Consider the following 20869-nt stretch of genomic DNA (forward strand, 5'->3'; position numbering starts at 1 on the left):
GTCGCCGTCGCCGTCGCCGTCGCCGTCGCCGTCGCCGTCGCCGTCGCCGTCGCCAGGGTCACCGTCGCCGTCGCCGTCGCCGTCACCGTCACCGTCACCGGTCTCGGTGGACGTGGAGGTGTCCGCGTTCGTTGTCGAGCCACTGTCATCGTTGCAAGCCACGAGCGTGAGGCCGCCGGCAGCGAGTAGGCACATCAAGGTAGAACGATTGAGCGAGTACATGTCCGGGGAGTCTACGTTGGCGGCCGTTGGCCTTACTACCCCGAAAATCGGCCACATTTGGCACTCAGGCGCGAGCGAAGCCCCCCACTGCTGGAGGGCTTCGCTCGTGGGTGAACCCACCCACGAAGGTGTTCGCAAGCGGACGAGAAGCCCCCGCCCGGGCCGAAATCAATTGCCGCGGCGACCTGGAGCACGCTGGCCGCTTCGCTTGCCGCGACGCGGTTGGTTGCGAGACGGCCCCCTGCCGCCACCGCCACCGCCACCGCCACCGCCGCGCGACTTGCTGGCCAGATCCGTCGCTTGGGGCGGCGCCTGGCTCGGCATGTAGTCGTGTTGCTCCACCCGCGGGATGTGCTTGCGAAGCAGCCGCTCGATGTCGACGAGGTACGCCCGCTCTTCGAGATCGCAAAACGACAGCGCGATACCCGAGGCGCCAGCTCGCGCGGTCCGTCCGATCCGGTGCACGTAGGTCTCGGGCACGTTCGGCAGGTCAAAATTGATCACGTGCGAGACCTCGTCGATGTCGAGCCCGCGCGCCGCGATGTCGGTGGCCACGAGCACCCGCAGCTCACCGCTGCGGAACGAGTCCAGCGCGCGGGTGCGGGCGCCCTGCGACTTGTTGCCGTGGATCGCCGCCGCGCCAACGCCAGCGTCGATCAGGTACTTCACGATTCGGTTGGCGCCGTGCTTGGTCCGGCTGAACACCAACGAGCGGCTGACCTGGCGATCGCGGTTCATGAGATCCACCAGCAGCCGGCGCTTGTCGTTCTTGTCGACGAAGTACAGGTGTTGCTCGACGTCGGCCGGCTCGGAGACCCGCGCGACCGCGACCTCGAGCGGGTCGCGCAGCAGCGTGCCCGCGAGGGTGCGGATCGAGTCGGGCATCGTCGCCGAGAAGAACAGGGTCTGGCGCTCGCGCGGCAGCTTTGACACGATCCGGCGGATGTCGGGCAAGAAGCCCATGTCGAGCATCTGGTCGGCCTCGTCGAGCACGAAGATCTCGATCTTGCTGAGGTTGATCTCGCCGCGGTTCATGAGATCCAGCAGCCGGCCGGGCGTGGCGACCAGCGCGTCGACGCCCTTGCGCAGCTCTCGGATCTGGGGCTTGTCGTTGACCCCGCCAAACACGACCGAGTGCCACAGCTCGAGGTGCTCGCCGTAGGTGGTCAGGCTCTCGCCGATCTGCGCCGCGAGCTCGCGCGTGGGGGTGACGATCAGCGCGCGCAGGACCGGCTCATCGCCAGCGCTGCTGTCGAGGTGCTGCAGGATCGGCAGCGCGAACGCGGCGGTCTTGCCCGTACCTGTTTGGGCGCAGCCAAGAATGTCGCGGCGGGCGAGCGCGGGCGGGATCGCTTGGGTTTGGATCGGAGTTGGATGGTCGTAGCCGGACTCACGGACGGCGCGGAGGAGAGACGGCACGAGGCCGAGTTGTTCGAAACTCACGAGCGGGAGGTGACATGAATAGCGGAAGCGCGCAAGCCAGACAGCCGTGGCCGCGCCCTTTGCCCGGCGCTTGCGTGGCCCGCTGGCGAAATTGCCAAGCCAGACCGGCTACCCGAGGTTTGCGATCTCTTTGATCCAACTGATGATGTTGGCTCGTTGGTGATCGGCGCCCGGCGTGCTTGGGTTGGCTCACGGGCCAGCGGTGTGACTCATCGGCGTAGGGCCGGTCAGCGCTCGCTCGGTGTCCGCATACCGCTCGCGCCGCCGACGGCGTCAGGGCTCGAGCTCCCAGGCTATCGTGCGAGCCATGCACACCTTTCGCCACGCGATCTTGCGCGCGCCCGCTCCACACTTCGCTGGCGGGATCACGACCGTGGCGTGGACGGAGCCGCCATCGCATGCGCGCTTGCTCGCGCAGCACCAAGCCTATGCGCAGGGCCTGCGCGCGGCCGGGCTGAGCGTGGAGATACTCCCGGCCCTCGACGGCTTCCCCGACGCCTACTTTGTCGAAGACGTCGCGGTCGTGCTCCCCGAGCTGGCCGTGGTCACGCGCCCTGGCGCCGAGGCCCGCCGCGGTGAGACCGAACACATCGTCGCGGCCCTCGCCGCGCACCGCGAGCTCGTGCAGCTCGAGGCGCCCGCGACCCTCGATGGTGGGGACGTGATGGTGCTGGGACGCCGGGTGTTCGTTGGCCTGTCCGCGCGCACCAACGCGGCTGGTGTGGCGGCGCTGCAGGGCGTCCTCGAGCGTGTCGGCTACACCGTCTGCGCGATCCCAGTCGCGGCCGGGCTGCACTTCAAGTCCAGCGTCAACCTGGTGGGCCACGACACCTTGGTCGCGACCGCGGCGTTCGCCGGGCGGCCCGAGTTCCATGGTCTCGAGGTCATCGAGGTCAGCGACGCCGAGGCCTACGCCGCCAACATCTTGCGGGTCAACGACCATGTGTTGGTCGCGGCTGGCTTCCCCGAGCTCGCGGGCAAGCTGCGGGCCCGTGGGTTTGGGTTGATCGTGCTCAACATGAGCGAGGTCGAGAAGATGGACGGCGGGCTGAGCTGTCTGTCGCTGCGCTTTTAGACCTGGGGCCGCAAACCCCTCAATCGAGGTCGAGCGGCGCCTCGCAGCCGTCCTTGCGCAGCTTGCAGCCAGCGCACTGCGAGCCGGTCCAGATCGCCTCATACATGGCTTGGACCTGGTCGATCAGCTCCTCGTCGGAGCTGACGAAGCCAAGCTCGAAGTTACGCCGGCCCTCGCCCTTGGCGCCCAGTCCCGCGCCCGTCCAGTTGGCGCTGCCCAGGTAGCAGGACTCGGCGTCGACGATCACGGTCTTGAAGTGCACGCGCGGGCACAGGCGCAGCTCGAGGCCGCCGCGGACCAGGCGTGGGTGCCGATCAAACGAGGCCCGAAACGCGCGCGAGGGGTGGCCGGCGTGGAGCAGGCGCAGCTCGACGCCCGCGGCGGCTCGCTCGTCGAGGACGTCGAGGACCGAGCGAAAGCGATCGCGCGAGCGCACCGACCTCCGCGGGCCCTCGACCATGAGCTCCTTGAGGTTGGCGGTCGCGATCCAGATCGAGCGCTGGGCTTGGGCGATGCGGGCGAGCACGACGTCGTAGTGCGCGCGGCCGGCGATCAGGCCGACGTCCACGGGCCGGGTGGGGGCGGCGAAGTCAGTCAGGCTGGAGGCTGGAGGCGTCTTGGCTGAACTCCGGGCCATCTCCCGACTCTGCCAGCGCGCGCGCGAGACAGCCAATTTTCGAACAACGCGGACCCGCCCCGACCCGGGCCGTTCGCGGGGCGACCCGCCCTCAGGGCGCCCGGGTCGGCACCCGCAGCTCGTCGACGACGCTGAGATCCACGTCGCCCAAGTACGGCCGCATCAAGTGCTCGTCGTTCGCCTCGACCGCGCTGATGAACCGCCGCATCGCGTCGAGCACGGTCACCTCTTCGCGCTGGAACACCTCGCCTTGCAGCAGCCGCAAGATCTGCATGCGATAGTCGTCATTCTGAATGAACAACGTGAACAGCGGCAACAGCCGATAATACAAGCAGATGAACTCGTACCAAATGCTGCACCCCGCGCCGAGGGTTGTCGCATAGTCGTCAAACGCGGTGGCCTCGTCTTCGCCGCCACGCAGGACCCGGTGGATCGCCTCACTCGCAAACTTGGCCGAGTAGGTTGCGACGCTGACCCCGGACGAGAAGATGGGATCGACGAAGCGCGCGGCGTCGCCGATCATCAGGTACCCAGGCCCCGTGAACCGCGACATGCGGTAGCTGTAGTCGCCCTCGCGCTTGAATTCGTTGATTCGCACGGCGTCCTGCATCGCCACGGCGCCGTCCGGCGTCGAGCAAAGCATCTCGTGGAACCACGCCTCGATCTCGCCCTTGTTCTGGACGAAGTCGCGCTTTTCAACGACAACGCCGACCGAGGTGATGGTCTCTGTAATGGGGATCTGCCAGACCCAGCCGCGCTCGACCGGCAAGAAATAGATGTGAATGTCGTGCAGCCGGCCGGTCGCGCTGCGGGCCACGTTCTCGAACCACGCGTGGGTCGCAAATTGGTCGAACTGCGGGTCCTTTTCTAGCAGCTTGAGCTGGCGGCCCAGCACGGCCCGGCGACCACTGGCGTCGACGACCAGCTTGGCCGGCACGTCGATCGTCTGGCCGGCTACGGCCACGCGCACGCCACAGGCCCGATCACCTTCCATCAGGACCTGCTTGACCTCGGTGCCCTGGTACACCGTTGAGCCGAGCTCGCTGGCGTGCTTGAGCAGCAGGGCGTCAAACCGGGCCCGATCGACGTGATAGGTGTAGTCCTGCTCGATCCCCTCTTGTGGGAATTCGGCGAACTCGATCGTCAGCTCGGCGTTGCGCTTGATCGGGTGCCACGAGGCGCCGTACTTGCGCACGAAGCCCTCGCGCTCCATGGTCTCGAGAAACCCGATGTCTTGAAAGATCCGCGTGGTCGAGGTCACCAGCGACTCGCCCACGTGCGGCCGGGGGTGGATCGCAGACTCGAAGATGGTGTTCGAGATGCCGGCTTTGGACAGATAGCTACCGAGCGCAGACCCGCCGGGGCCGCCACCGATGATGATGACGTCTTGCGTGGAACTGGTCATTGGCTGACTCCGGTCAGACACAGCTGCGTGGACACGATCCCCGGGCCCAGCGCGATCAGGCGCAGATCCGGCCCGAACGCCCGCTGCCCCGCCTCGTGTTGGGCCCAGGCTTCGTGCAATACCCACAGGACCGAGGCCGAGCCAATGTTGCCGTGCTCGCGCAGGACCTTGCTGGAGATGTCTAGGGTTGGCGCAAACGCAGGAAAGCTGGCGCCGAGCTGGCGCATGAGCGAGGCGCCGCCAGGGTGAAAGTATGTGGTGTCGGGGTTGGCGGCCGCGACCGTGGGCCCAAGCTCGTCGAGCAGGCGCGTGCGAATTTCTTTGCCAACCGAGATCAGCGGCTGGTTGTCCTCGGACGCGGTGAAGTCGTTCTCTGCCAGGCTGTTGGGCCACAGCCGGGTGTCGAGCCGGCAACCGTCCCACGAGATGCAGCTGCTCGAGCTGGGCTTGGCGCTGACGACCACCGCCGCCGCGCCGTCCGAGGCGAGGCAATGCGCGACCACCTGCGACATGTTGGGGACCTCGTTGTGAACCCGGCTCTCGCCGTGGGTGCCCATCACGTCGGCACAGACCAGGCACACCCGCTGGGCGGCGCCAGTGGTCAGCAGCATGTCGGCGAGGTGCAGGCCGTGGGTTGGGCCAGCGCAGCCAAGCCCGGTCAGGTCGTAGCACAAGGCCTCTGGGCGCATGCCCAGCTCGGTCTGCAGCAGCCGGCTCAATGAGGGAAACCCGGCGTAGCTGGCGCTCACGACCACCAGCGCGTCAAAGCTGTCGGCGGGCAGATCCTCGCGGAGCAGCTTGGTGATCACGCGCTGGGCGAGCGAAGCGGTGGCGGCGTTGACCAAGCGATACCAGCCGCTGCGCGACTCGATCTCGGCGACGCTGACTTCGAGGTGGCGTTGCTCGATGCCCGCGTGCTCGTAGACAAAACCGACCATTTGCCGGATTTGCTCGCTGCCCTTCAGCTTGGTCAGGCGCCGCCGAAACAGCTCCGCGAGCTCGGTCTGGGCGTAGGTGTGGAGGCCCGGCTCGACGACGGGTCGCTCGAGGTAGCGACGTGCAGGCCCCATTACTTGCGCCGCCGATCAACGATTGTGTAGGCGTTGTCGAGCGGCGGCATCGCCTCGATGATGTCGGGCGTGAAGCTGAGCACGGCGAGCGTGTCCCGGCCAAAGTCGCTGACCAGCTGCTCCTCGAAGTCGCGCAGCGAGTCGTAGAGATCGATGTCGTCCTCGGCGAGGATGAAGTAGATCATCACGCCCTCGCTGAGATCCAAGAACGCCGCGTCGACGCCCTGGAAGAAGTCAAACCGCTCGTAGATGCGCGCGGCGATGTCCCGACCCCGACCCTCTGGAATTCGGTGCAACACCGGCGAGTCCTCGAGGCTCTTCTTCATCTCAATCGTGGCAGCCAACGGCTCGGGCGTGAAGCAGTCCCCGGCCAGCAGGCGGATCAGATCGCCGCCATGTTGGCCCTTGGTCATGTAAGCGAAGAATGCCGGGAATTTCCAGAAATAACGGATGAGGTCTGCGGCGCGACCCTGGCCCCGGTTGCAATAAGTGGCGTAGCCAGCCAGCAAATCCGGTTCCGCGGCCGGATTTGCGATGGCGGCAACGATTGCGTCGGCTGCGGCCTGGGCCTCCGTCAGGGCAAACGATGCCCCGAACGAGAAGATTGGATCCGTGAAGCAGTGCGAATCGCCGACACACAACCACCCCGGACCGACGAAGGGATCGACGCGGTACGAGTAGTTTCGCGACACGTGCATGGCCTCGACCTGGGTGGCCGAGGCCGTTCGCTGGGTCAGCTCGGGGTGCATGTGCTCGAGGCCCCACGCCATCGCGGCTTTCGAGGTGCCGCCGCGCAGCTTGTAGCTGGCGGTCGGCAACACGATGCCGATCGAAACGATCTCCGAGCTGACCGGGATCAACCAAGACCAATGGTAGGTGTCACGATAGAAGATGACGGTTGAGTTGTGCGTTTCACCGACGTCGGAGGCCACCCCAGAGAACTGGGAATACAGCGCGATCTGCCGGTTGAAGGCGGCGACGCGGCGCGGCCCGGCCAGCTCTTGGCGAGACATGAACACGCTCTGGCCGGAAGCATCGACGACGAACGCGGCCCGAACGGCCTGCGCGTCACCGTCTTCGCGATTGGCTGTCGCCACCGTAATGCCGACGACACGTCCGGCTTCCGTGAGCACGGTCTTGGCCGCGCCTTGGACATGCTCGACGCCCTTGGAGATCGCCAGCTGCAGCAGCAGGTGGTCGAAATCTGCCCTTCGGACCTGCCACGTTGGCCGCAAGACGGGCACGAAAAATTCTGCCCCCTCACGCCCAACGACCTTGACACCAGGCTTGGCAGGGAAGTCCAGCTCGGCCATTTTTTCGGTCAGGCCGGCGCGGGCGATGAAGTCACCAGCGGTCCCGGTCAAGCTCTCGCCCACGTGATAGCGGGGGAACTGATCCTTCTCGAGCAACAGCACGCTCAGCCCGCGCTCGGCCAGCAGCATCGCGGAGGCGGAGCCCGCTGGCCCGCCGCCGATCACGATGACGTCGTAGTGACTACGCACCTTTGTTGGTGTCTCCATCCGCCGCTTCGGGGCGGTCTTGGGCCACGTTCACGATCAGGTTTTGCAGCGCCTCGATGCTCTGAAAGTTGCGCGGCGAGACCTCGGCGTCGGGGATCGTGACCCCGAAGGTCTTTTGCACGAAGGTCAAGAGCGAGACCATGGCGAGGGAGTCGACGATCTCCCACTCGAGCAGCGGGGTGTGATCGGTGAGATCGGCCCCATCTCCGTGGAGTAGCTTTTCTGTGATGAAGCCCTTGAGCGCCTGATTGACTGATGTTGCGTCCATTAGTGGTGTGCCTTGTCCTGTGATTTCGTTGACTCCAGGAGCCGTTTTCGGTCGATCTTGCCGTTGCCTGTGCGCGGGAGCTGATCGAGGTTTCGGACCTCGTCGACCTGCATGTAGCGCGGCAGGCGTTCGGCGCAGTGCCGCTTGAGCGCGAGCAGGGACACCCGCTGCGGGCCGCACACGAACGCGACCAAGCGGGCTTCGAGCGCGACCCCTGCGACGATCACCGCGACTTGGTTGATCGCCGGATGCTCGAGCAGCGCGGCCTCGACCTCGCCGATCTCGATTCGCATCCCGCGGACCTTGACCATGTGATCGCGGCGGCCAACGTATTCGTAGACGCCGTCCTCGAGCACCCGGACGATGTCGCCGGTCGCGTAGGGGTGGGTGCCCAGCGGGGGCCGGCCCCAGTATCCGGTCATGACGGTGGGGCCGCGAACCATGAGCTCGCCGGTCTCCCCGGGCTTGGCGACCTCGCCGTCAGCGTTGATCGCCCAGGCCTCGTCAGCACAGCAGGCGCGGCCGATCGGGACCGGGGTCGCGCGCGCGGGATCGATCGTCAGGACCTCGTGGTAGGTGCAGACGTTGGTCTCGGTTGGGCCGTAGAAGTTGAGCAGACGGACGGCGCTGAATTGCTCGCGGAGCCGTCGCAGGTGCTTGATTGGGAACGGCTCGCCTGCGAACACGATGCGACTTGGCGGCGACTCGAGCTCGAGCAGGCCGCCGTGGTCCATCATCATGATCAGCGCCGAGGGCACCGAGTACCAGATGGTGATCGCGTGCTTGCGGATGAACGCGACCAGCTGCGCGGGCGCGTAGGCAAGACCCGCGGGGATCAGGCACACGCGGGCGCCGGCCATGAACGCGACGTAGAGGTCGAGCACGGACAGGTCAAAGTGAAACGGCGCGTGCGAGGAGAAGTGATCGCTTGGCGCAGCGGCCAGCGCAGCGTGGGCCCAGCTGACAAACGCGAGCGCGGCCCGATGACTGAGCGCGACGCCTTTGGGGGTGCCCGTTGAGCCGGAGGTGTACAGAATGTAGGCGAGCTGCTCTGGATGCAGATCCACCGGTGGCAGCGCGCGGGCCTGGGTGTGGGCCTGGGTGTGGGCGGGATCGCTGGCGCGCACCACCGCCACGCTCGTGGCCGATTCACCCGAGAGCGGGGAGGCCCGGTGTTCGTCGATCACCAGGCAGCGCGCCGTGCAGTCTGCGATGATCTTGCACGCGCGCGCTGGCGGGCTCTCGGGGTCGATCGGCACATACACGGCGCCCAGCCGCAGGGTTGCCTGCATGGCCACGACCGCGCGCGCGGACTTTGGCAGCCACAGCGCGACGCGATCACTCGCGACGACGCCAGCGTTGGCCAGCGCGGTCGCGAGCCGGGCGGCCTGCTCGTCGAGCTGGGTGTAGCTCAGCTGAGCGTCGGGCCCGACTACGGCGATCGCGTGGGGTGTGCGCTGAGCTGCCTCGATGACCAGAGTCGCTAGATTCATCGCGCCTCCGCGCTCATAGGCCCAGCGCCCTCGCGATCAAGTTTCGTTGGATCTCGGAGGTCCCCGAGAACACCGTGCTCGCAAGCGCATCACGCAGGCCCCGCTCGATCCCGGCTTCGGCGATCAGCCCAAGTCCACCGTGGAGCTGAATCGCGTCGAGGCTGGACTGGATCGCGGCCTCGCTGACGGCCAGCTTGGCCAAGCTGATATCCAGGAGCGAGTCGCGTTGCTGGTCGTGCATCCAACACGCCCGGTACAGCAGCATGCGGGCCGACTCGAGGCGCAGCTGCATGTCGGCGATGCGGTGGCTGACGCCCTGGAATTTGCCGATCGGCTTGCGGAATTGCTTGCGCTCTTGCGCGTGGGTGACGACGCCGTTCAGCTGTCGCTGCATCGCGCCCACATAGATCCCAAACAGGCACGCGCGCTCCCACGCCATCGAGCTCTGAAACACCCGCGAGCCCGCGCCTTCTGGACCCACGCGATGCCGAGCGGGCACGCGACAGTCTTCCAGGTACAGGCTGCCGAAGGGCGAAGACTTGAGCCCGGCCTTGTCCATGGGGGCGCCCACTCGCACACCCGGCATGTCGGGCGTGACGACGAACGCGCTGAGGCCCATATAGCCGTGGGTGGGCTCGGTCGTTGCGTAGACCAAGAAGACGTCGGCGATCGGGGCGTTGGTGACGAACGACTTGTCGGCCTGCAGCACGTAATCGTTGCCGTCGCGGATCGCCCGGGCCGCGAGCTTTTGGGTGTCGGATCCGGCCCCGGGCTCGGTCATCGCGTTGGCGCCGATCTTGGCGCCGCGTGCGAGCGCGGGGACCAGCTGCTCGACCAGCTCTGGCTCGGCGTGCTCGAGGATTGGGAGCGCGCACGCGAACAGGTGGGCGGCCGCCGAGAACAGCAAGCCAAGATCGCAGGTGCCCTGACCGAAGGCTTCGAGCACGCGCGCGGTGGTCAGCGCGTCGAGGCCCAGGCCGCCGTGCTCAGCGGGGATCGCGAGCCCGGTCAGACCAAACTCGCCACATTCGTTCCACACGGCGCGATCGAAGCGCTCGGCCTTGGCGTGCGGCTCGATCCGCCGCTTGGCGAATTCGAGGCTGCGCTCGAACAGTTCGTCTTGATTGGATGACCAGTTGAAGTCCATGCGGCGTCCTTTGTCGTGCTGGCGCGGGCTCCTAGAGCTGCGCGCGCAGCTTGTCGACCATCGCGCGGACCGCTTCGATGTCGGCGTCGCTGAGCGCGAGGTGCTTGCCCGCGGCGGAGAAGCCATCGATTGGAAACGCGCGAATGTTGGTTCCCAAGAACCAGCTGAGCGCAGTGACCATCCCGCGGACAACCGGCGAGACGGTCATGATCGCCATGCGTGGCGTGCTGCCGTAGCGATTCCAGTGCTCGGTCGAGGCCCGACGCTGGGCCGCCGTGGGCCCGCCGCCCATGGTGTTGACGATGACCCCGCGGCATTCGTGGACGCGATCGAGGATATCGTCGAGATATGCCTGCCACTCTTGGTCATCGGGGGGCGCGGTGCCGTGCACGGCGATGTGTGCGTTTCCGGCGATGTCGTAGAGGAAGGTCCGGTTGTCAGCCATGCTCGAGTTCGTGTTCGTGTGCGTGGAGATGGTTCAGCCCATGGCGACGCCGCCACCAACGTGAAATACGTTGCCGGTCGTGTACGTGGCGCCGCGAACCACCCAGTCGACGGTGGCGGCGACCTCTTCGGGGCTGGCGATGCGCCGCAGCGGGATCATGCGCAGGAGGCCGGCGCGCTGGTCTGGGCTCAAGTCCGCGACCATGTCGGTGTCGGTGAGTCCCGGCGACACCGCGTTGACGCGAATGCCCTTGGCCGCCGACTCCAGGGCCAGCGCCTTGGTCAGACCGATCAGGCCGTGCTTGGCGGCGACGTAGCCGGCGGCGCCCGCCTGGGCGATGCTGCCCGACGCCGACGCGATGAAGACGACGACGCCTGCTTCGGCGGCGCGCATGGCCGGGAGCACCGCGCGGGCCAGATAAAAGGCCGCGTCCAGGTTGACGGCCAGGCTCGCGCGCCACTGCTCGTCGCTCATGCGGTGGGCCATCGCCGAGTGCTGCAGCCCAGCGTTGTGAACCAAGATGTTGACCGGGCCCCAGGTGTTGGTGACAGCCGCGACCAGCTGCGCGACCTGGGCCGGGTCGCCGACGTCACCCACGAACGGGTGGGCGACCCCGCCGTCTGCTTTGATGTCGCTGCACACCTTCATTGCGGCGGCTTCGCTGCTGCGATAGTTGACCGCGAGCTTGGCCCCACGCGCCGCGAGCACCCGACAGATCGCCGCCCCGATCCCCCGCGAGCCGCCCGACACCAGCGCGACTTGTCCGGTCAGATCAAGCATGTTGTTGCCCCCGCTTGAGCCCTTCAAACGCCTCGAGCTCCGCCAGCCAGGTGTCGGTGTGCCCGAGCGGGGCCAGCATGCGCTTGTACGCGCTCACGCCCGCGCGCGGGAGGCTGCGGGCGTGCTCGCACCACTTGGCAGCGGCTTCGTCGAGCAGGTCGTCGCTCACGACTTCGCTCAGCAGCCCGGCCGCGTCAGCTGTGGCCGCGTCGATCCGTGCCCCCGTCAACAGCCACTGGCTGGCGCGCTGTTTGCCGACCGCCCCGACCAACCGACCCACGGCGCCCGCGGTGGTGGTCAGGCCATGGCGAACTTCGGGGAGCCCAAATTTGGCGTTGGCGCTGGCGATGATCGCGTCACAGTGCAGCGCGAACTCGAACCCGCCACCGACACAAAACCCGCGGACCAGCGCCAAGCTTGGGACCGGCAGGCGCTCGAGCTGGCGCAGGGTCCAGGTGACGTCTTGCATGAACCGCCGCGCCGCCTTGGCGTTCAGGTGCTGCAGCATGGTTAGATCCGCGCCGCTGCAAAAAGAAGCTCCGGCCCCGCGCAAGACCACGCCGCGCAGATCCTTGGCGTTCGTGACCAGCTGATCCACCGCGTCCGAGAGCTCTGCCGCCAGGCCCTGATCGATCGCGTTGTGACGCTTGGGCCGGTTGAGGGTCAGCCATGCGATCTCGTTGTCGATCTTCAGCTCGAGCTTGTCGCCCGCGCCAAGCAGCGCGTCGCGGATCACGTTGGGCGGCGCCGCCACGCCCTGCAGGCGCGAGGTCTTCTGCCAAAACAAGTGACTCTCGCCGTGCGGCCCGCCGCTGCGCTTGGGCCCGCCCCACGGCGACAGGTAGCTGGGGTGGTGGGCGTGATCTTTGTTGACGAGCACCAGGCCAACGTCCTTGGCCTGGCGGACGAAGGTGGTTGCGACCTGATCGTCGCGGGTCCAGATCGAGGTGCGCAGACCAAAGGGGATCGCGTTGACGGTCTCAACCATGGTCTGCAGGATCGCCGCGTCGTCGCCGGCATAGCTGACGACGGGAAGGATCGGCACGTTGATCTCTTCGCAGAACAGCGGGCTGCTCAGCAGCGCCGCGCCGTGATCGAGCACGACCACGGTTGGCGCCCCGTAGACCCCCGTGGCGCTGGGTTGGCCGGCTGCGTTGGTGCGGTGGCCACCGCACGCGACCTCGCCCTCGCGCTTGGCCTCTGCGAGCAGTCGATCGAATTTTTCAGGCCGAAACAGGGGCACCAAGAGCCCCGCTTCCGGGTCCGCCTCGACCGTGGTGAGGGCGTTGGCCCGCTCGCACAGCCCTGCAACGAACGCCGGGCGGATCGCCGGGTGAACCAGAAAGTGCTTGGGGATCGGGCAGGGCTGGGTCGAGAAGTCGAAGCCTCGGGTCGCGCTCTCGAGCGCGCCCTCGAGGTTGGCGTCGGACCAGACCACCATGCAGTCGCTGCCCTCGAGCTCGAGGACGACCTTCTTGCCGGCCGCGTGGCCACGCTCGGCCACGTCTTTGCCGGACACGGCGTTGCCAAAAAATACGATGGTGTCGACGATCGGGCAGGTGTAGATCGACTCGAGCAAGGGCCTTGTCTTGCCGGTCACGACCTGGAGCAGCTTGGGCGAGTAGCCGGCCGCTTCGAGGGTCGCCCCAATGCACTGCGCGGCGATCAGCCGGACCCCGCCGTCGCTGCCGGGCGCTCGCATGATCACGCCGTTGCCGACCAGCAACATGGAAAACAGCGGCGCGGTGTTGATGGTTGGCGAGTTGCCAGGGGTGATCAGCGCGACCACCCCGTCGGGGCGCCGGACCCACACCTCATCGCGCGCGGGCGTGGTTCGCAGCAGCTCGCTCGCGGTGTGCTCGAGCACATCGGGCGCGGCCTGCCGCAAGATCCACGCGCCGTAGTACTCCGCGAGGGCTGTGGACAATCCGTCGGCGCGCAGGCAATCGAGCAGCGAATCACGGCGGCTGCGCAGGACCTCACCGGCGCTGCGCAGCAGCTTCAAGCGGGCGCGGATCGGCACGTCACGCCACTCGAGAGCGGCGGCATGGACATCCCGGGCGACGTGGTCGAACATCTGCATCAAAATCCAGTATTTATAAATTTCCGGTGGACCACGGCCAGCATTTTCCAGTATTTGTGTGCGAAATGCAATAAAAATCCATATATAGTGGAAGCATCTCGGGGCTGGGTGGAATTTCTGGATGTCCGCTATTCACGCGCATTGGAGCCGGCTGCATGGCTTGCCTCTGTGGGTAACTCCACGTGGAAGCATGCGCCGACGCCAGGATCGTTCTCGAGGCGGAGCTCACCGCCGTGATCGCTGATGATCCCGTGGCTGACCGAGAGGCCCAATCCCGTGCCCTGATCCCGGCCTTTGGTGGTGAAGAAGGGATCGAAGATCCGACCGACTACCTCGGCCGGGATGCCGCCACCTTTGTCGCCCACGCTGATGCGAAGCCAAGCGCGACCGTCTTCGTGATCGAAGGTCTGCACGCGAATGTTGATGCGCTTGTCTTCGTGGTACCCGGGCCAGCGCGAGCACAGGGCATCGCGGGCGTTGGTGACCAAGTTCATGATCACTTGGCGCAGTTGCTGGGCCCGACATTCGACCATGATCGGTTGCATGGGCCGGTCGACGCTGAGCTCGATCTGGTCTTTGCCGATCACCGTTCGTACCAGCAGCAAGGTACCCTCGATGATGTCACCGATGTCGGTTGCGGTGAAGCGGTGCTCGCTCTCTTCGCGAGAAAATGACAGCAGGCTGCGGACGATCGCCGCGACACGCTGTGACTCGTAGCCGATCTCCCCCGCGAATTCGCGCGCGACCTCGCTCATGCCCGGCATCGTCGCGATCAACTCGGCGTAGTTCATGATGCCCTGCACGGGGTTGTTGATCTCGTGGGCGACGCCGCTGGCGAGGGTGCCGATCGACTCGAGCCGCTGTTGCTGGCGGATCTGCGCTTCGAGCTGCTCCCTGGCCTGCAGGGCGTCGCGGCGCTCGGTGATGTCGGTTGCGACGGCGATGACCCGCTCGACCCGACCATCGACGGCGATCGGCGCGAGGCGCAGGGCGTACCAACGCATCTTGGCGCTACGCAGGGCCGCGCGCAGCTCGAGCTCGGTCTGACGCAGCTCGCGGACCGCCTGGCTGATCTGCTCGTGCAGCCCGTCGGCGTCGTCTGGATGGACCAGCGCGTCGAATGGGGCCCCGATCACAGCGTGGTGTTCACCCTCGCCACCAAACTCGCCCGCGAAGTGGTTGATGAATTCCAGGCGGCCCTGGGGGTCGACCAACATCACGACGTCGGGCAGACCCTCGACCAGCGAACGCCAGCGAACCTCGCTGCCGCGCAGCGCCTCGAACAGCTGGGCGTTCTCGAGCGCGCTGGCGGCCTGCGCCATGAGCAAGTGCAGCAGCTCCAAGCGGTCGATGGTGAAGCTGCCAGTGCTGAGCTTGTTCTCGAGGTACAGCAGCCCGACCAGGCGGTCGTGCTTGAGGATCGGCATGCTCAACACCGAGCGGACCGCGTTTGCAGCGATATAGGGATCGCTGGCGAAGCGCATGTCGGTGGCGGCGTCGTCGAGGATCACGGGCTCGCGCGTGCGCTCGACCCATCGCAGCAGCGAGACCGGGACCCGCGCGGCCGCGCTCTCGACCGGCACGGGCCGCGGCAGCACGCCCGAGCTCGAGCCCAAGTCCGAGTCTGCCCCGTCGGCCGAGCACAGCGCGGCGAGCTCGAACCCTGCGGCGCCGGGCAGCAACAGCGCCCCTCGCTCAGCGCCAGCGTTCTCGAGCGCGATGGCCATGACCCGATCGACGACATCGTCGAGCTGAATGTCGCCCGCGATCGCTTGCGAGGCCTTGAGGATCGACGCGAGGTCCAGGGCTCGACTGGCGTTCGACGCCTGCGAGTGCGCGCTGGTTGCCGAGCCTGGCTCGACCGCCACGTCTGGCCGCTTGGGCTTGGGGCTGGTCTGACTGGGTGCGTCGACGAGCTCGGGCCACAGCCGCTCGAGCTGGGCGACCTTGGTGAACGCACCCCAGCTGGCGAAGCGCGCTCGAGCGTCGCGCATGGGCCCCTGCGCCAGCTCCTCGAGACCGAGCTCGCGCAGGTACAGCGCCGAGCGCTCGAGCGCGATCGCTTCGACCCAAGGCAGCTGGTGTTCAACCGCCGAGCGTCGCGCGGTCGAGTAGCTGGCCAGCGCCGCGATCGAGTTGCCCTCTGCGGCGTGGACTTCGGCGGCGAGCACGGCCGCCCGCGGGACACAGTTGGCGGGCGCGAGCTCGGCCGCGCCCTCGAGCAGCTCGAGGTTCAGCCGCATGACCCACAACATCTGCTCGCGCGCGTCCTCGTCGTTTAGGCTGCCGCGCACACCGGCCGCGCTGAGGCCATGAAAGAACGCGTAGTCGCACAGGTGCCAGGCCCCAAACACGACGCGCTGGAAGTCATCCATGGCGTCGAGCTCGTCGAAGGCCTGCTGCCAGTCACCAATTAGGCAGCGCCTCCAGGCCCGCAGCAGCCGGACCATGTACTGCGAGGGCAGGTGCTGGATGCCCCGCGCGAGCGCGTCGCGGCGCTGCTCGTCAGCTCGCAGGACCGACTCGTCGCCAGCGGTCAGCGAGCTTGCAAAGTCGAGATATGCCTCGGCGCGGACGATCAGCGGGCCCGCCTGCCACTGCCGCAGGCGGCGGGTGGCGGCGTCGGCCATGCGCTCGAGCGTGCGCAGGTCAACGCCCGCAGACAGGCTCATCGTCACGCTCATGTCCGTGGCGTAGCTAGCGACCTCACTGTCGCCAGCGCCGAGCGCCAAGCCAACGGACTCGCGCAGCGGCGCCAGCCCGTCGGCGTAGGGCCGAACCCACGAGGCCACGACCCAGTACGGAGGCTCGATCCGCTGGCGGTGGGAGCCGGGACGGTTGGCGAGCGCGCGCGCGAGCTCGACGATCTCGAGCGCGAGCTGGCGCTGGCCAACCGCGGTGCCGACGATCATCGCCGCGTAGCTGAGCCCGAGCGACGCGCTGCGATGGCGGCCGTGCGCGAGCATGATCCGCGTGTGCTCGGTGACGATCGCCACGTGCAGATCCGTGTCGAGCAGGTGCGAGACCGGGATCAGCGTGGTCAGGATCTCGAGCGCGGCCTCGAGCCGTTGGTCGCGGATCGCTTCGGTGTCCCCGAGCCGGCGCAGCTCGGCGGAGCGCAGCATCGGGACCAGGCGATTGAGCGGAAACTGGTCGGGGCTGGGATCGTCGGGCAGCACCTGCACGCCGAGCCGGGTGAGCCCGTCCATGCCGCAGGCGATCGCGCCAAGCCGATCGGTCGCGGCGATCCGCAGCTCCACGCGGCCGGCGATCGCCCGCCCGACCCGCGCGAAATCAAGGGGCGCCTGCAGCAGTCGATCGAAGTGGCGCTCTGCCTGTTCGCGCTTGCCGGCCAAGCCCAGCGCCTGGCAGCGGCCCAGCTCGAGCGAGAAGCGCAGCTCGTGGTTGAGGTGCGAGCTGCGGCGCGCGTCGTCGGCTTGGGTCTCGCCCTTGCTGACCAGCTGGATACCGGCTTCGAAGTAGCGAACGGCGGCCCGGTGCGCCGCCCCGATCTGCGCGTTGTGGCCGGCGAGGGCGTTGAGCTCGGCGAGCAGCGAGCGATGTTCCTCATGGAGGCTGCCGAGCATCCGGCGGGCTCGCTCGTGGCTGAGCTCGGGCGACTCATCTGCAAATGGAACCAGCCCGTAGCCAAGGTCGAGGTGGTCGACCATGTCGAAGATCGACTCTTCGATCTCGCCGATCCCGCTGCGCTCGAGGCACTTCTCGCCGACGATGCGGTGCAGGTGCGCGCGCCGTTCGGGGTCGCTCATCTGATACGTGGCCTCGCGGATCCGGTCGTGCGTGAAGCCGTAGCGACCGGCGGGCAGCGAGGTCAGCAACCCCTCTTTGATCATGGGCACCAGGGCCAGGCTCACCACGTCGTTGCCAACCAACGCGCCAAGCGTGGCCACGTCAAAGCGCATCCCGATCACGGCCGCGGCGGCCAACAGCTCGCGCTGTGGCTCCGTCAGCAGCGCGAGCTTCGCGGTCATCAGCGAGAGCAGATCCTCGGGCAGACCGGCGGCCTCGATCGCGCCCGCGTCCCACTCCCAGCCCAGCGAGGTCGGCCGCAGCAGCCCAAGCTCGACGAGGTGCGCGAGGTACTGACCCACGAAGAAGGGGTTGTGGTTGGTGTTGCGGCCGACGATCTCCGCGAGCGGGCGGATCAGATCGCTCGGCCACCCGAGCGCGTCGGCGATCAACGCAGCCAGATCGTCACGGCTGAGCGGACCGAGCTCGATCAACGTGGCTTGGCTGGCGCGAGCCTGCAACAGCTCGATCAGCTGCTGCGCGGGCGCGTCGGGGGGCAGGTCATCCGTGTGCAGCGTGCCAACCACCAACAGCGCGGCATCGGGCTCGACCAGGAGCGACGCGATCAGCTCGCAGCTGGCTTCGTCGGCCCACTGCAGATCGTCGAGGCTCAGCACCAGCGGGTGCTCGACGCGGGCGAATTCGGCGATCAGGCCCGCGCACGCGAGCGCGAGTTGGTTGCGAGACTCGACGGGTCCGAGCTCGGGGATCGCCGGGACCGCGCCAAGGATCGGGCGCAGCTTGGGCACCAGCTCGTGGAGCACGAAGCAGCTTGGGCCCAGGCGCTCGAGCAGGTTGGCGCGGAGCGGCTCGAGCTGCGCGTCGCTGCGCGTGAGCAGCTGATCGGCGAGGTTGGAGAACGCAGCGAACACGCCCGCGTAGGGCTTGTCCATTTGCTCGCGCTCGAACTTGCCGCGGGCAAAGTAGCCGTGGCGGCCCAGCACGGCCTCGGTGAGCTGGGTGACGAGCGCCGTCTTGCCGATCCCAGTGGGTCCCGAGATCAGCACGCAGTGGGGATGACCCTGGCTGGACTCGCGGAACAGCTGCGACAGCTTTTCCACCTCGCGGCTGCGACCGTAGAGCCGGTGCGGCAGCTGCAGCACCGCTGGGACGTCGTCGGCGCCAAGCGAAAAGGCTTCGGTGGGGGTGCCGGAGGTCAGCGCCGCGTTGATGCGCTCGAGGTCGGCGAGCAGGCCACGGGCGGACTGGTAGCGCCGCTCCGGAGCCTTCTCCAGCAGCTTCATCACGACCGCGCTGAGCATGGTGGGGAGCTCTGGACGCAGCCGCTGCGGGGTCTGGGGCCGGCGGGCCAGGTGGGCGTGAATGAGCTCGAGCGGCGTCGTGGCCTCGAACGGGCGGCGGCCCGCGAGCAGCTCGTACAAGGTCACGCCCAGCGAGTACAGATCGCTGCGGAAGTCGACTTCGTGGTGGGTGCGACCGGTCTGCTCGGGCGAGACATAGGGCAGGATGTGGTCGATGACGCGTGGCTCATTGATGCGCTGCCGCTCGCTCTCGAGCACCACGCTGATTCCAAAGTCGCCAAGCGAGACCGCCTTGGTCTTGGGGTTGATGAAGACGTTGGACGGCTTGATGTTGCGATGAATGACCTTGTAGCGGTGCAGAGCCGCGAGGATCCGGGCCAGCTGAACGGCGATCGACATGAAGTCTGCGACCGGCAGTGGTCGGCCAGCGCGGTATTCTTCTAGTGAGACGCCCTCGCACCAGTCGAGCACCAGCGCGAGCTCGTTGGCCGAGCGCTCATACGCGAGCGCGCCGACGATGCCCTCGAGCTCGAGCCCGTGGATCATGCGGAACTCGTGCTCGATACGAACCTCGAGCCCGTCGAGGTCGTCGAGCTCGTGGACCTTGACGAGCACGCGTCGCTGGTCGCTCTCGCGCACGGCCGCGTGGACACGCGTGCGCTCCGAGTCCCGCAGCACCTGTGTGCTCCGGTAGCCGTCGAGCGACAGCTTGCCAGAGCGGCGCGTTACAGGATTCACAACAGCAGACTACCCCTGGCAGGTTCGGCTGACATCCCCCTGATCAGGAGTCCACATATCAAAAATGGTCTCCGCCGCAGCCGGCAGGACCACTGGATCTGCCGCAGCTAGCCGCGTGCGTGCATTTCACGAACTTGGAGTCGCGCGTGATGCGAGACCTCGCGGGGGAGGTCGAATACGCTCAGTTGGTTGCGTATGGCGTGCTTGGATAACGAATCGCCATTCGGGCCAGGAGGGGTGCGCTACGGCCGAGTGTCACAAAATGCCCCGTTGCGTTCGACCACAATGGTCAGCGATGGGACTGGCTGTGTCGGGTGTTGGGGCGTTCGCATTGGCCGCGCGGATCCGCTAGGTTGCGGCCGTGCCTGTGTCGCTCACGCCGATCCGAGCGCTCTCGCTGCTGGTGACCATGGTGGCCACCAGCTGTCGCGCGCAGGCGCAGGACACGGTCGTCGTGTTCGCGGCAGCTTCCCTGAGCGAGCCATTTCGGGGGCTCGAGCGCGCGTATGAGACCGCGCACCCCGGCGTGGACGTGGTGCTGAACCTCGCGGGCTCGCAGCTGTTGGCGAGCCAGCTGATCGAGGGCGCGCCGGCCGACGTGTTCGCCTCGGCCGACGCGCACACGCTCGAGCGGGTGTTGGTCGAGAAGCCCGACGCGCAGGGGTCGCGTCGGGTGTTCGCCAGCAATCGGGTGGTCGTGGTCGTGGCGGCCGACTCGCAGCTGCAGTCGCTCGAGCAGCTGCGCACGCCAGGGCTCAGGATCGTGCTCGCGGGGCCGGAGGTTCCGGTCGGTCGCTACGCTCGGGCGGCGCTGGATCAGCTCGGGCTGCGGGCGGCCGTCGAGGGTAGCTTGGTGTCGAACGAGGACAGCGTGAACGGGGTGCTGGCGAAGGTTGCGCTTGGGGAGGCGGACGCTGGGATCGCGTACGCGACGGACCTCGCTCGGTCGCCGGGGCTGCGGGGGATCGCTATGCCGACGGACGTGAGCGCGAGCTACGAGCTCGCGGTCTTGGGTGACGGGCCGAACGCGGGGCAGGGCGCTGCGTTTGCGGCGTTTGTGGTTGGGGCGCAGGGGCAGGCGGTGCTGCGGGAGTATGGGTTTTCAATCCCGCCGGGGTAGCAGCCTGTTGGGTTACTTCAGGATCGGTCGCTTACATGGGATCCCACGCATGACCGCGTGCGAGGCAGGCTGGTGCGCATGGCGACGACCACAAACGGGTGCCACTCGTTCGAGTGTTTGGCAGCTCGGATGACGAAGCCCTCGGCCGACGGCCCGCAAGCGAAGATGCGGGCCAGCCTCGCGCGGCTCATGGCCCTCGAAGACAGCGTGCGGGTCTGCTGCGCCCACGAGTACACCGAAGACAACCTGCGCTTCGCGTGGTCGGTGGAGCCGGACAACAACGCCCCCGCCGCCCGGATTCGATCGGTGTGGGCGATGCGAGCCCCAGCCGCTGAGCGTTGACGATCATGG

The 20869-nt window shown here is 67.4% G+C and carries 15 protein-coding genes and 1 pseudogene; 3 read left to right on the forward strand and 13 right to left on the reverse strand.

What is annotated here, in order from left to right; translation table 11 throughout:
* Nucleotides 1-222 (reverse strand): annotated as a pseudogene (locus DB30_RS30800) (hypothetical protein); the annotation flags it as partial.
* 168 nt (nucleotides 223-390) lie between these two features.
* Nucleotides 391-1665, reverse strand: coding sequence for a DEAD/DEAH box helicase (locus DB30_RS30805; protein WP_052555747.1), 1275 nt, complete (start codon nucleotides 1663-1665; stop codon nucleotides 391-393).
* A gap of 307 nt (nucleotides 1666-1972) precedes the next feature.
* Here DB30_RS30805 and DB30_RS30810 point away from each other — a divergent pair, with 307 nt between their 5' ends.
* Nucleotides 1973-2740 (forward strand): dimethylarginine dimethylaminohydrolase family protein, encoded by a 768-nt coding sequence (locus tag DB30_RS30810; RefSeq protein ID WP_052555749.1) that lies wholly within the window; start codon nucleotides 1973-1975, stop codon nucleotides 2738-2740.
* A gap of 19 nt (nucleotides 2741-2759) precedes the next feature.
* On the opposite strand, the gene DB30_RS30815 is transcribed toward DB30_RS30810, so the two are convergent.
* From DB30_RS30815 to DB30_RS30865, 11 genes are all read right to left on the reverse strand, one after another.
* Nucleotides 2760-3377, reverse strand: a complete 618-nt coding sequence (locus tag DB30_RS30815; protein WP_146661345.1) for a phospholipase D family protein — start codon at nucleotides 3375-3377, stop codon at nucleotides 2760-2762.
* Between the two features lie 91 nt (nucleotides 3378-3468).
* Nucleotides 3469-4782 (reverse strand): NAD(P)/FAD-dependent oxidoreductase, encoded by a 1314-nt coding sequence (locus DB30_RS30820; RefSeq protein WP_052555750.1) that lies wholly within the window; start codon nucleotides 4780-4782, stop codon nucleotides 3469-3471.
* Entirely contained in the window at nucleotides 4779-5852 is a 1074-nt protein-coding gene (locus DB30_RS30825; RefSeq protein WP_052555753.1) for a beta-ketoacyl-[acyl-carrier-protein] synthase family protein, read from the reverse strand. Before DB30_RS30825 ends, DB30_RS30820 begins: the two co-directional genes overlap by 4 nt.
* Nucleotides 5852-7372, reverse strand: coding sequence for an NAD(P)/FAD-dependent oxidoreductase (locus tag DB30_RS30830; protein ID WP_146661347.1), 1521 nt, complete (start codon nucleotides 7370-7372; stop codon nucleotides 5852-5854). The genes DB30_RS30825 and DB30_RS30830 overlap by 1 nt, the downstream gene beginning before the upstream one ends.
* A complete protein-coding gene (locus DB30_RS30835; protein WP_052555757.1) occupies nucleotides 7347-7640 on the reverse strand; it encodes an acyl carrier protein in 294 nt (97 codons plus the stop codon). Before DB30_RS30835 ends, DB30_RS30830 begins: the two co-directional genes overlap by 26 nt.
* Nucleotides 7640-9133 (reverse strand): amino acid adenylation domain-containing protein, encoded by a 1494-nt coding sequence (locus DB30_RS30840; protein WP_052555760.1) that lies wholly within the window; start codon nucleotides 9131-9133, stop codon nucleotides 7640-7642. The genes DB30_RS30835 and DB30_RS30840 overlap by 1 nt, the downstream gene beginning before the upstream one ends.
* A 13-nt stretch (nucleotides 9134-9146) precedes the next feature.
* Entirely contained in the window at nucleotides 9147-10280 is a 1134-nt protein-coding gene (locus tag DB30_RS30845; protein WP_052555762.1) for an acyl-CoA dehydrogenase family protein, read from the reverse strand.
* 31 nt (nucleotides 10281-10311) lie between these two features.
* Nucleotides 10312-10725, reverse strand: coding sequence for a SpoIIAA family protein (locus DB30_RS30850; RefSeq protein ID WP_052555764.1), 414 nt, complete (start codon nucleotides 10723-10725; stop codon nucleotides 10312-10314).
* Between the two features lie 33 nt (nucleotides 10726-10758).
* Nucleotides 10759-11505 (reverse strand): SDR family NAD(P)-dependent oxidoreductase, encoded by a 747-nt coding sequence (locus DB30_RS30855; RefSeq protein WP_052555765.1) that lies wholly within the window; start codon nucleotides 11503-11505, stop codon nucleotides 10759-10761.
* Complete coding sequence (locus DB30_RS30860) at nucleotides 11498-13588, reverse strand: aldehyde dehydrogenase family protein (protein ID WP_146661349.1); 2091 nt, start codon at nucleotides 13586-13588, stop codon at nucleotides 11498-11500. The genes DB30_RS30855 and DB30_RS30860 overlap by 8 nt, the downstream gene beginning before the upstream one ends.
* A gap of 128 nt (nucleotides 13589-13716) precedes the next feature.
* Complete coding sequence (locus DB30_RS30865; protein WP_146661351.1) at nucleotides 13717-19398, reverse strand: AAA family ATPase; 5682 nt, start codon at nucleotides 19396-19398, stop codon at nucleotides 13717-13719.
* Nucleotides 19399-19759: 361 nt separating this feature from the next.
* Here DB30_RS30865 and modA point away from each other — a divergent pair, with 361 nt between their 5' ends.
* Nucleotides 19760-20518, forward strand: a complete 759-nt coding sequence (gene modA, locus DB30_RS30870) for a molybdate ABC transporter substrate-binding protein (protein WP_146661352.1) — start codon at nucleotides 19760-19762, stop codon at nucleotides 20516-20518.
* Nucleotides 20519-20647: 129 nt separating this feature from the next.
* On the forward strand, nucleotides 20648-20860 hold the full coding sequence (locus tag DB30_RS30875) for a hydroxyacylglutathione hydrolase C-terminal domain-containing protein (RefSeq protein WP_052555773.1): 213 nt from the start codon (nucleotides 20648-20650) through the stop codon (nucleotides 20858-20860).
* The last annotated feature ends 9 nt before the right edge of the window (nucleotides 20861-20869 follow it).

It is taken from the genome of Enhygromyxa salina (genome assembly GCF_000737335.2).
GTDB lineage: Bacteria > Myxococcota_A > Polyangia > Nannocystales > Nannocystaceae > Plesiocystis > Plesiocystis salina_C.

Bases quoted from the DNA above. Each gene is read 5' to 3' on its own strand.
- DB30_RS30810 (WP_052555749.1), top strand. From the start codon at position 1,973: ATGCACACCTTTCGCCACGCGATCTTGCGCGCGCCCGCTCCACACTTC.
- DB30_RS30815 (WP_146661345.1), bottom strand. From the start codon at position 3,377: ATGGCCCGGAGTTCAGCCAAGACGCCTCCAGCCTCCAGCCTGACTGAC.
- DB30_RS30820 (WP_052555750.1), bottom strand. From the start codon at position 4,782: ATGACCAGTTCCACGCAAGACGTCATCATCATCGGTGGCGGCCCCGGC.
- DB30_RS30825 (WP_052555753.1), bottom strand. From the start codon at position 5,852: ATGGGGCCTGCACGTCGCTACCTCGAGCGACCCGTCGTCGAGCCGGGC.
- DB30_RS30830 (WP_146661347.1), bottom strand. From the start codon at position 7,372: ATGGAGACACCAACAAAGGTGCGTAGTCACTACGACGTCATCGTGATC.
- DB30_RS30835 (WP_052555757.1), bottom strand. From the start codon at position 7,640: ATGGACGCAACATCAGTCAATCAGGCGCTCAAGGGCTTCATCACAGAA.
- DB30_RS30840 (WP_052555760.1), bottom strand. From the start codon at position 9,133: ATGAATCTAGCGACTCTGGTCATCGAGGCAGCTCAGCGCACACCCCAC.
- DB30_RS30845 (WP_052555762.1), bottom strand. From the start codon at position 10,280: ATGGACTTCAACTGGTCATCCAATCAAGACGAACTGTTCGAGCGCAGC.
- DB30_RS30850 (WP_052555764.1), bottom strand. From the start codon at position 10,725: ATGGCTGACAACCGGACCTTCCTCTACGACATCGCCGGAAACGCACAC.
- DB30_RS30855 (WP_052555765.1), bottom strand. From the start codon at position 11,505: ATGCTTGATCTGACCGGACAAGTCGCGCTGGTGTCGGGCGGCTCGCGG.
- DB30_RS30860 (WP_146661349.1), bottom strand. From the start codon at position 13,588: ATGCAGATGTTCGACCACGTCGCCCGGGATGTCCATGCCGCCGCTCTC.
- DB30_RS30875 (WP_052555773.1), top strand. From the start codon at position 20,648: ATGACGAAGCCCTCGGCCGACGGCCCGCAAGCGAAGATGCGGGCCAGC.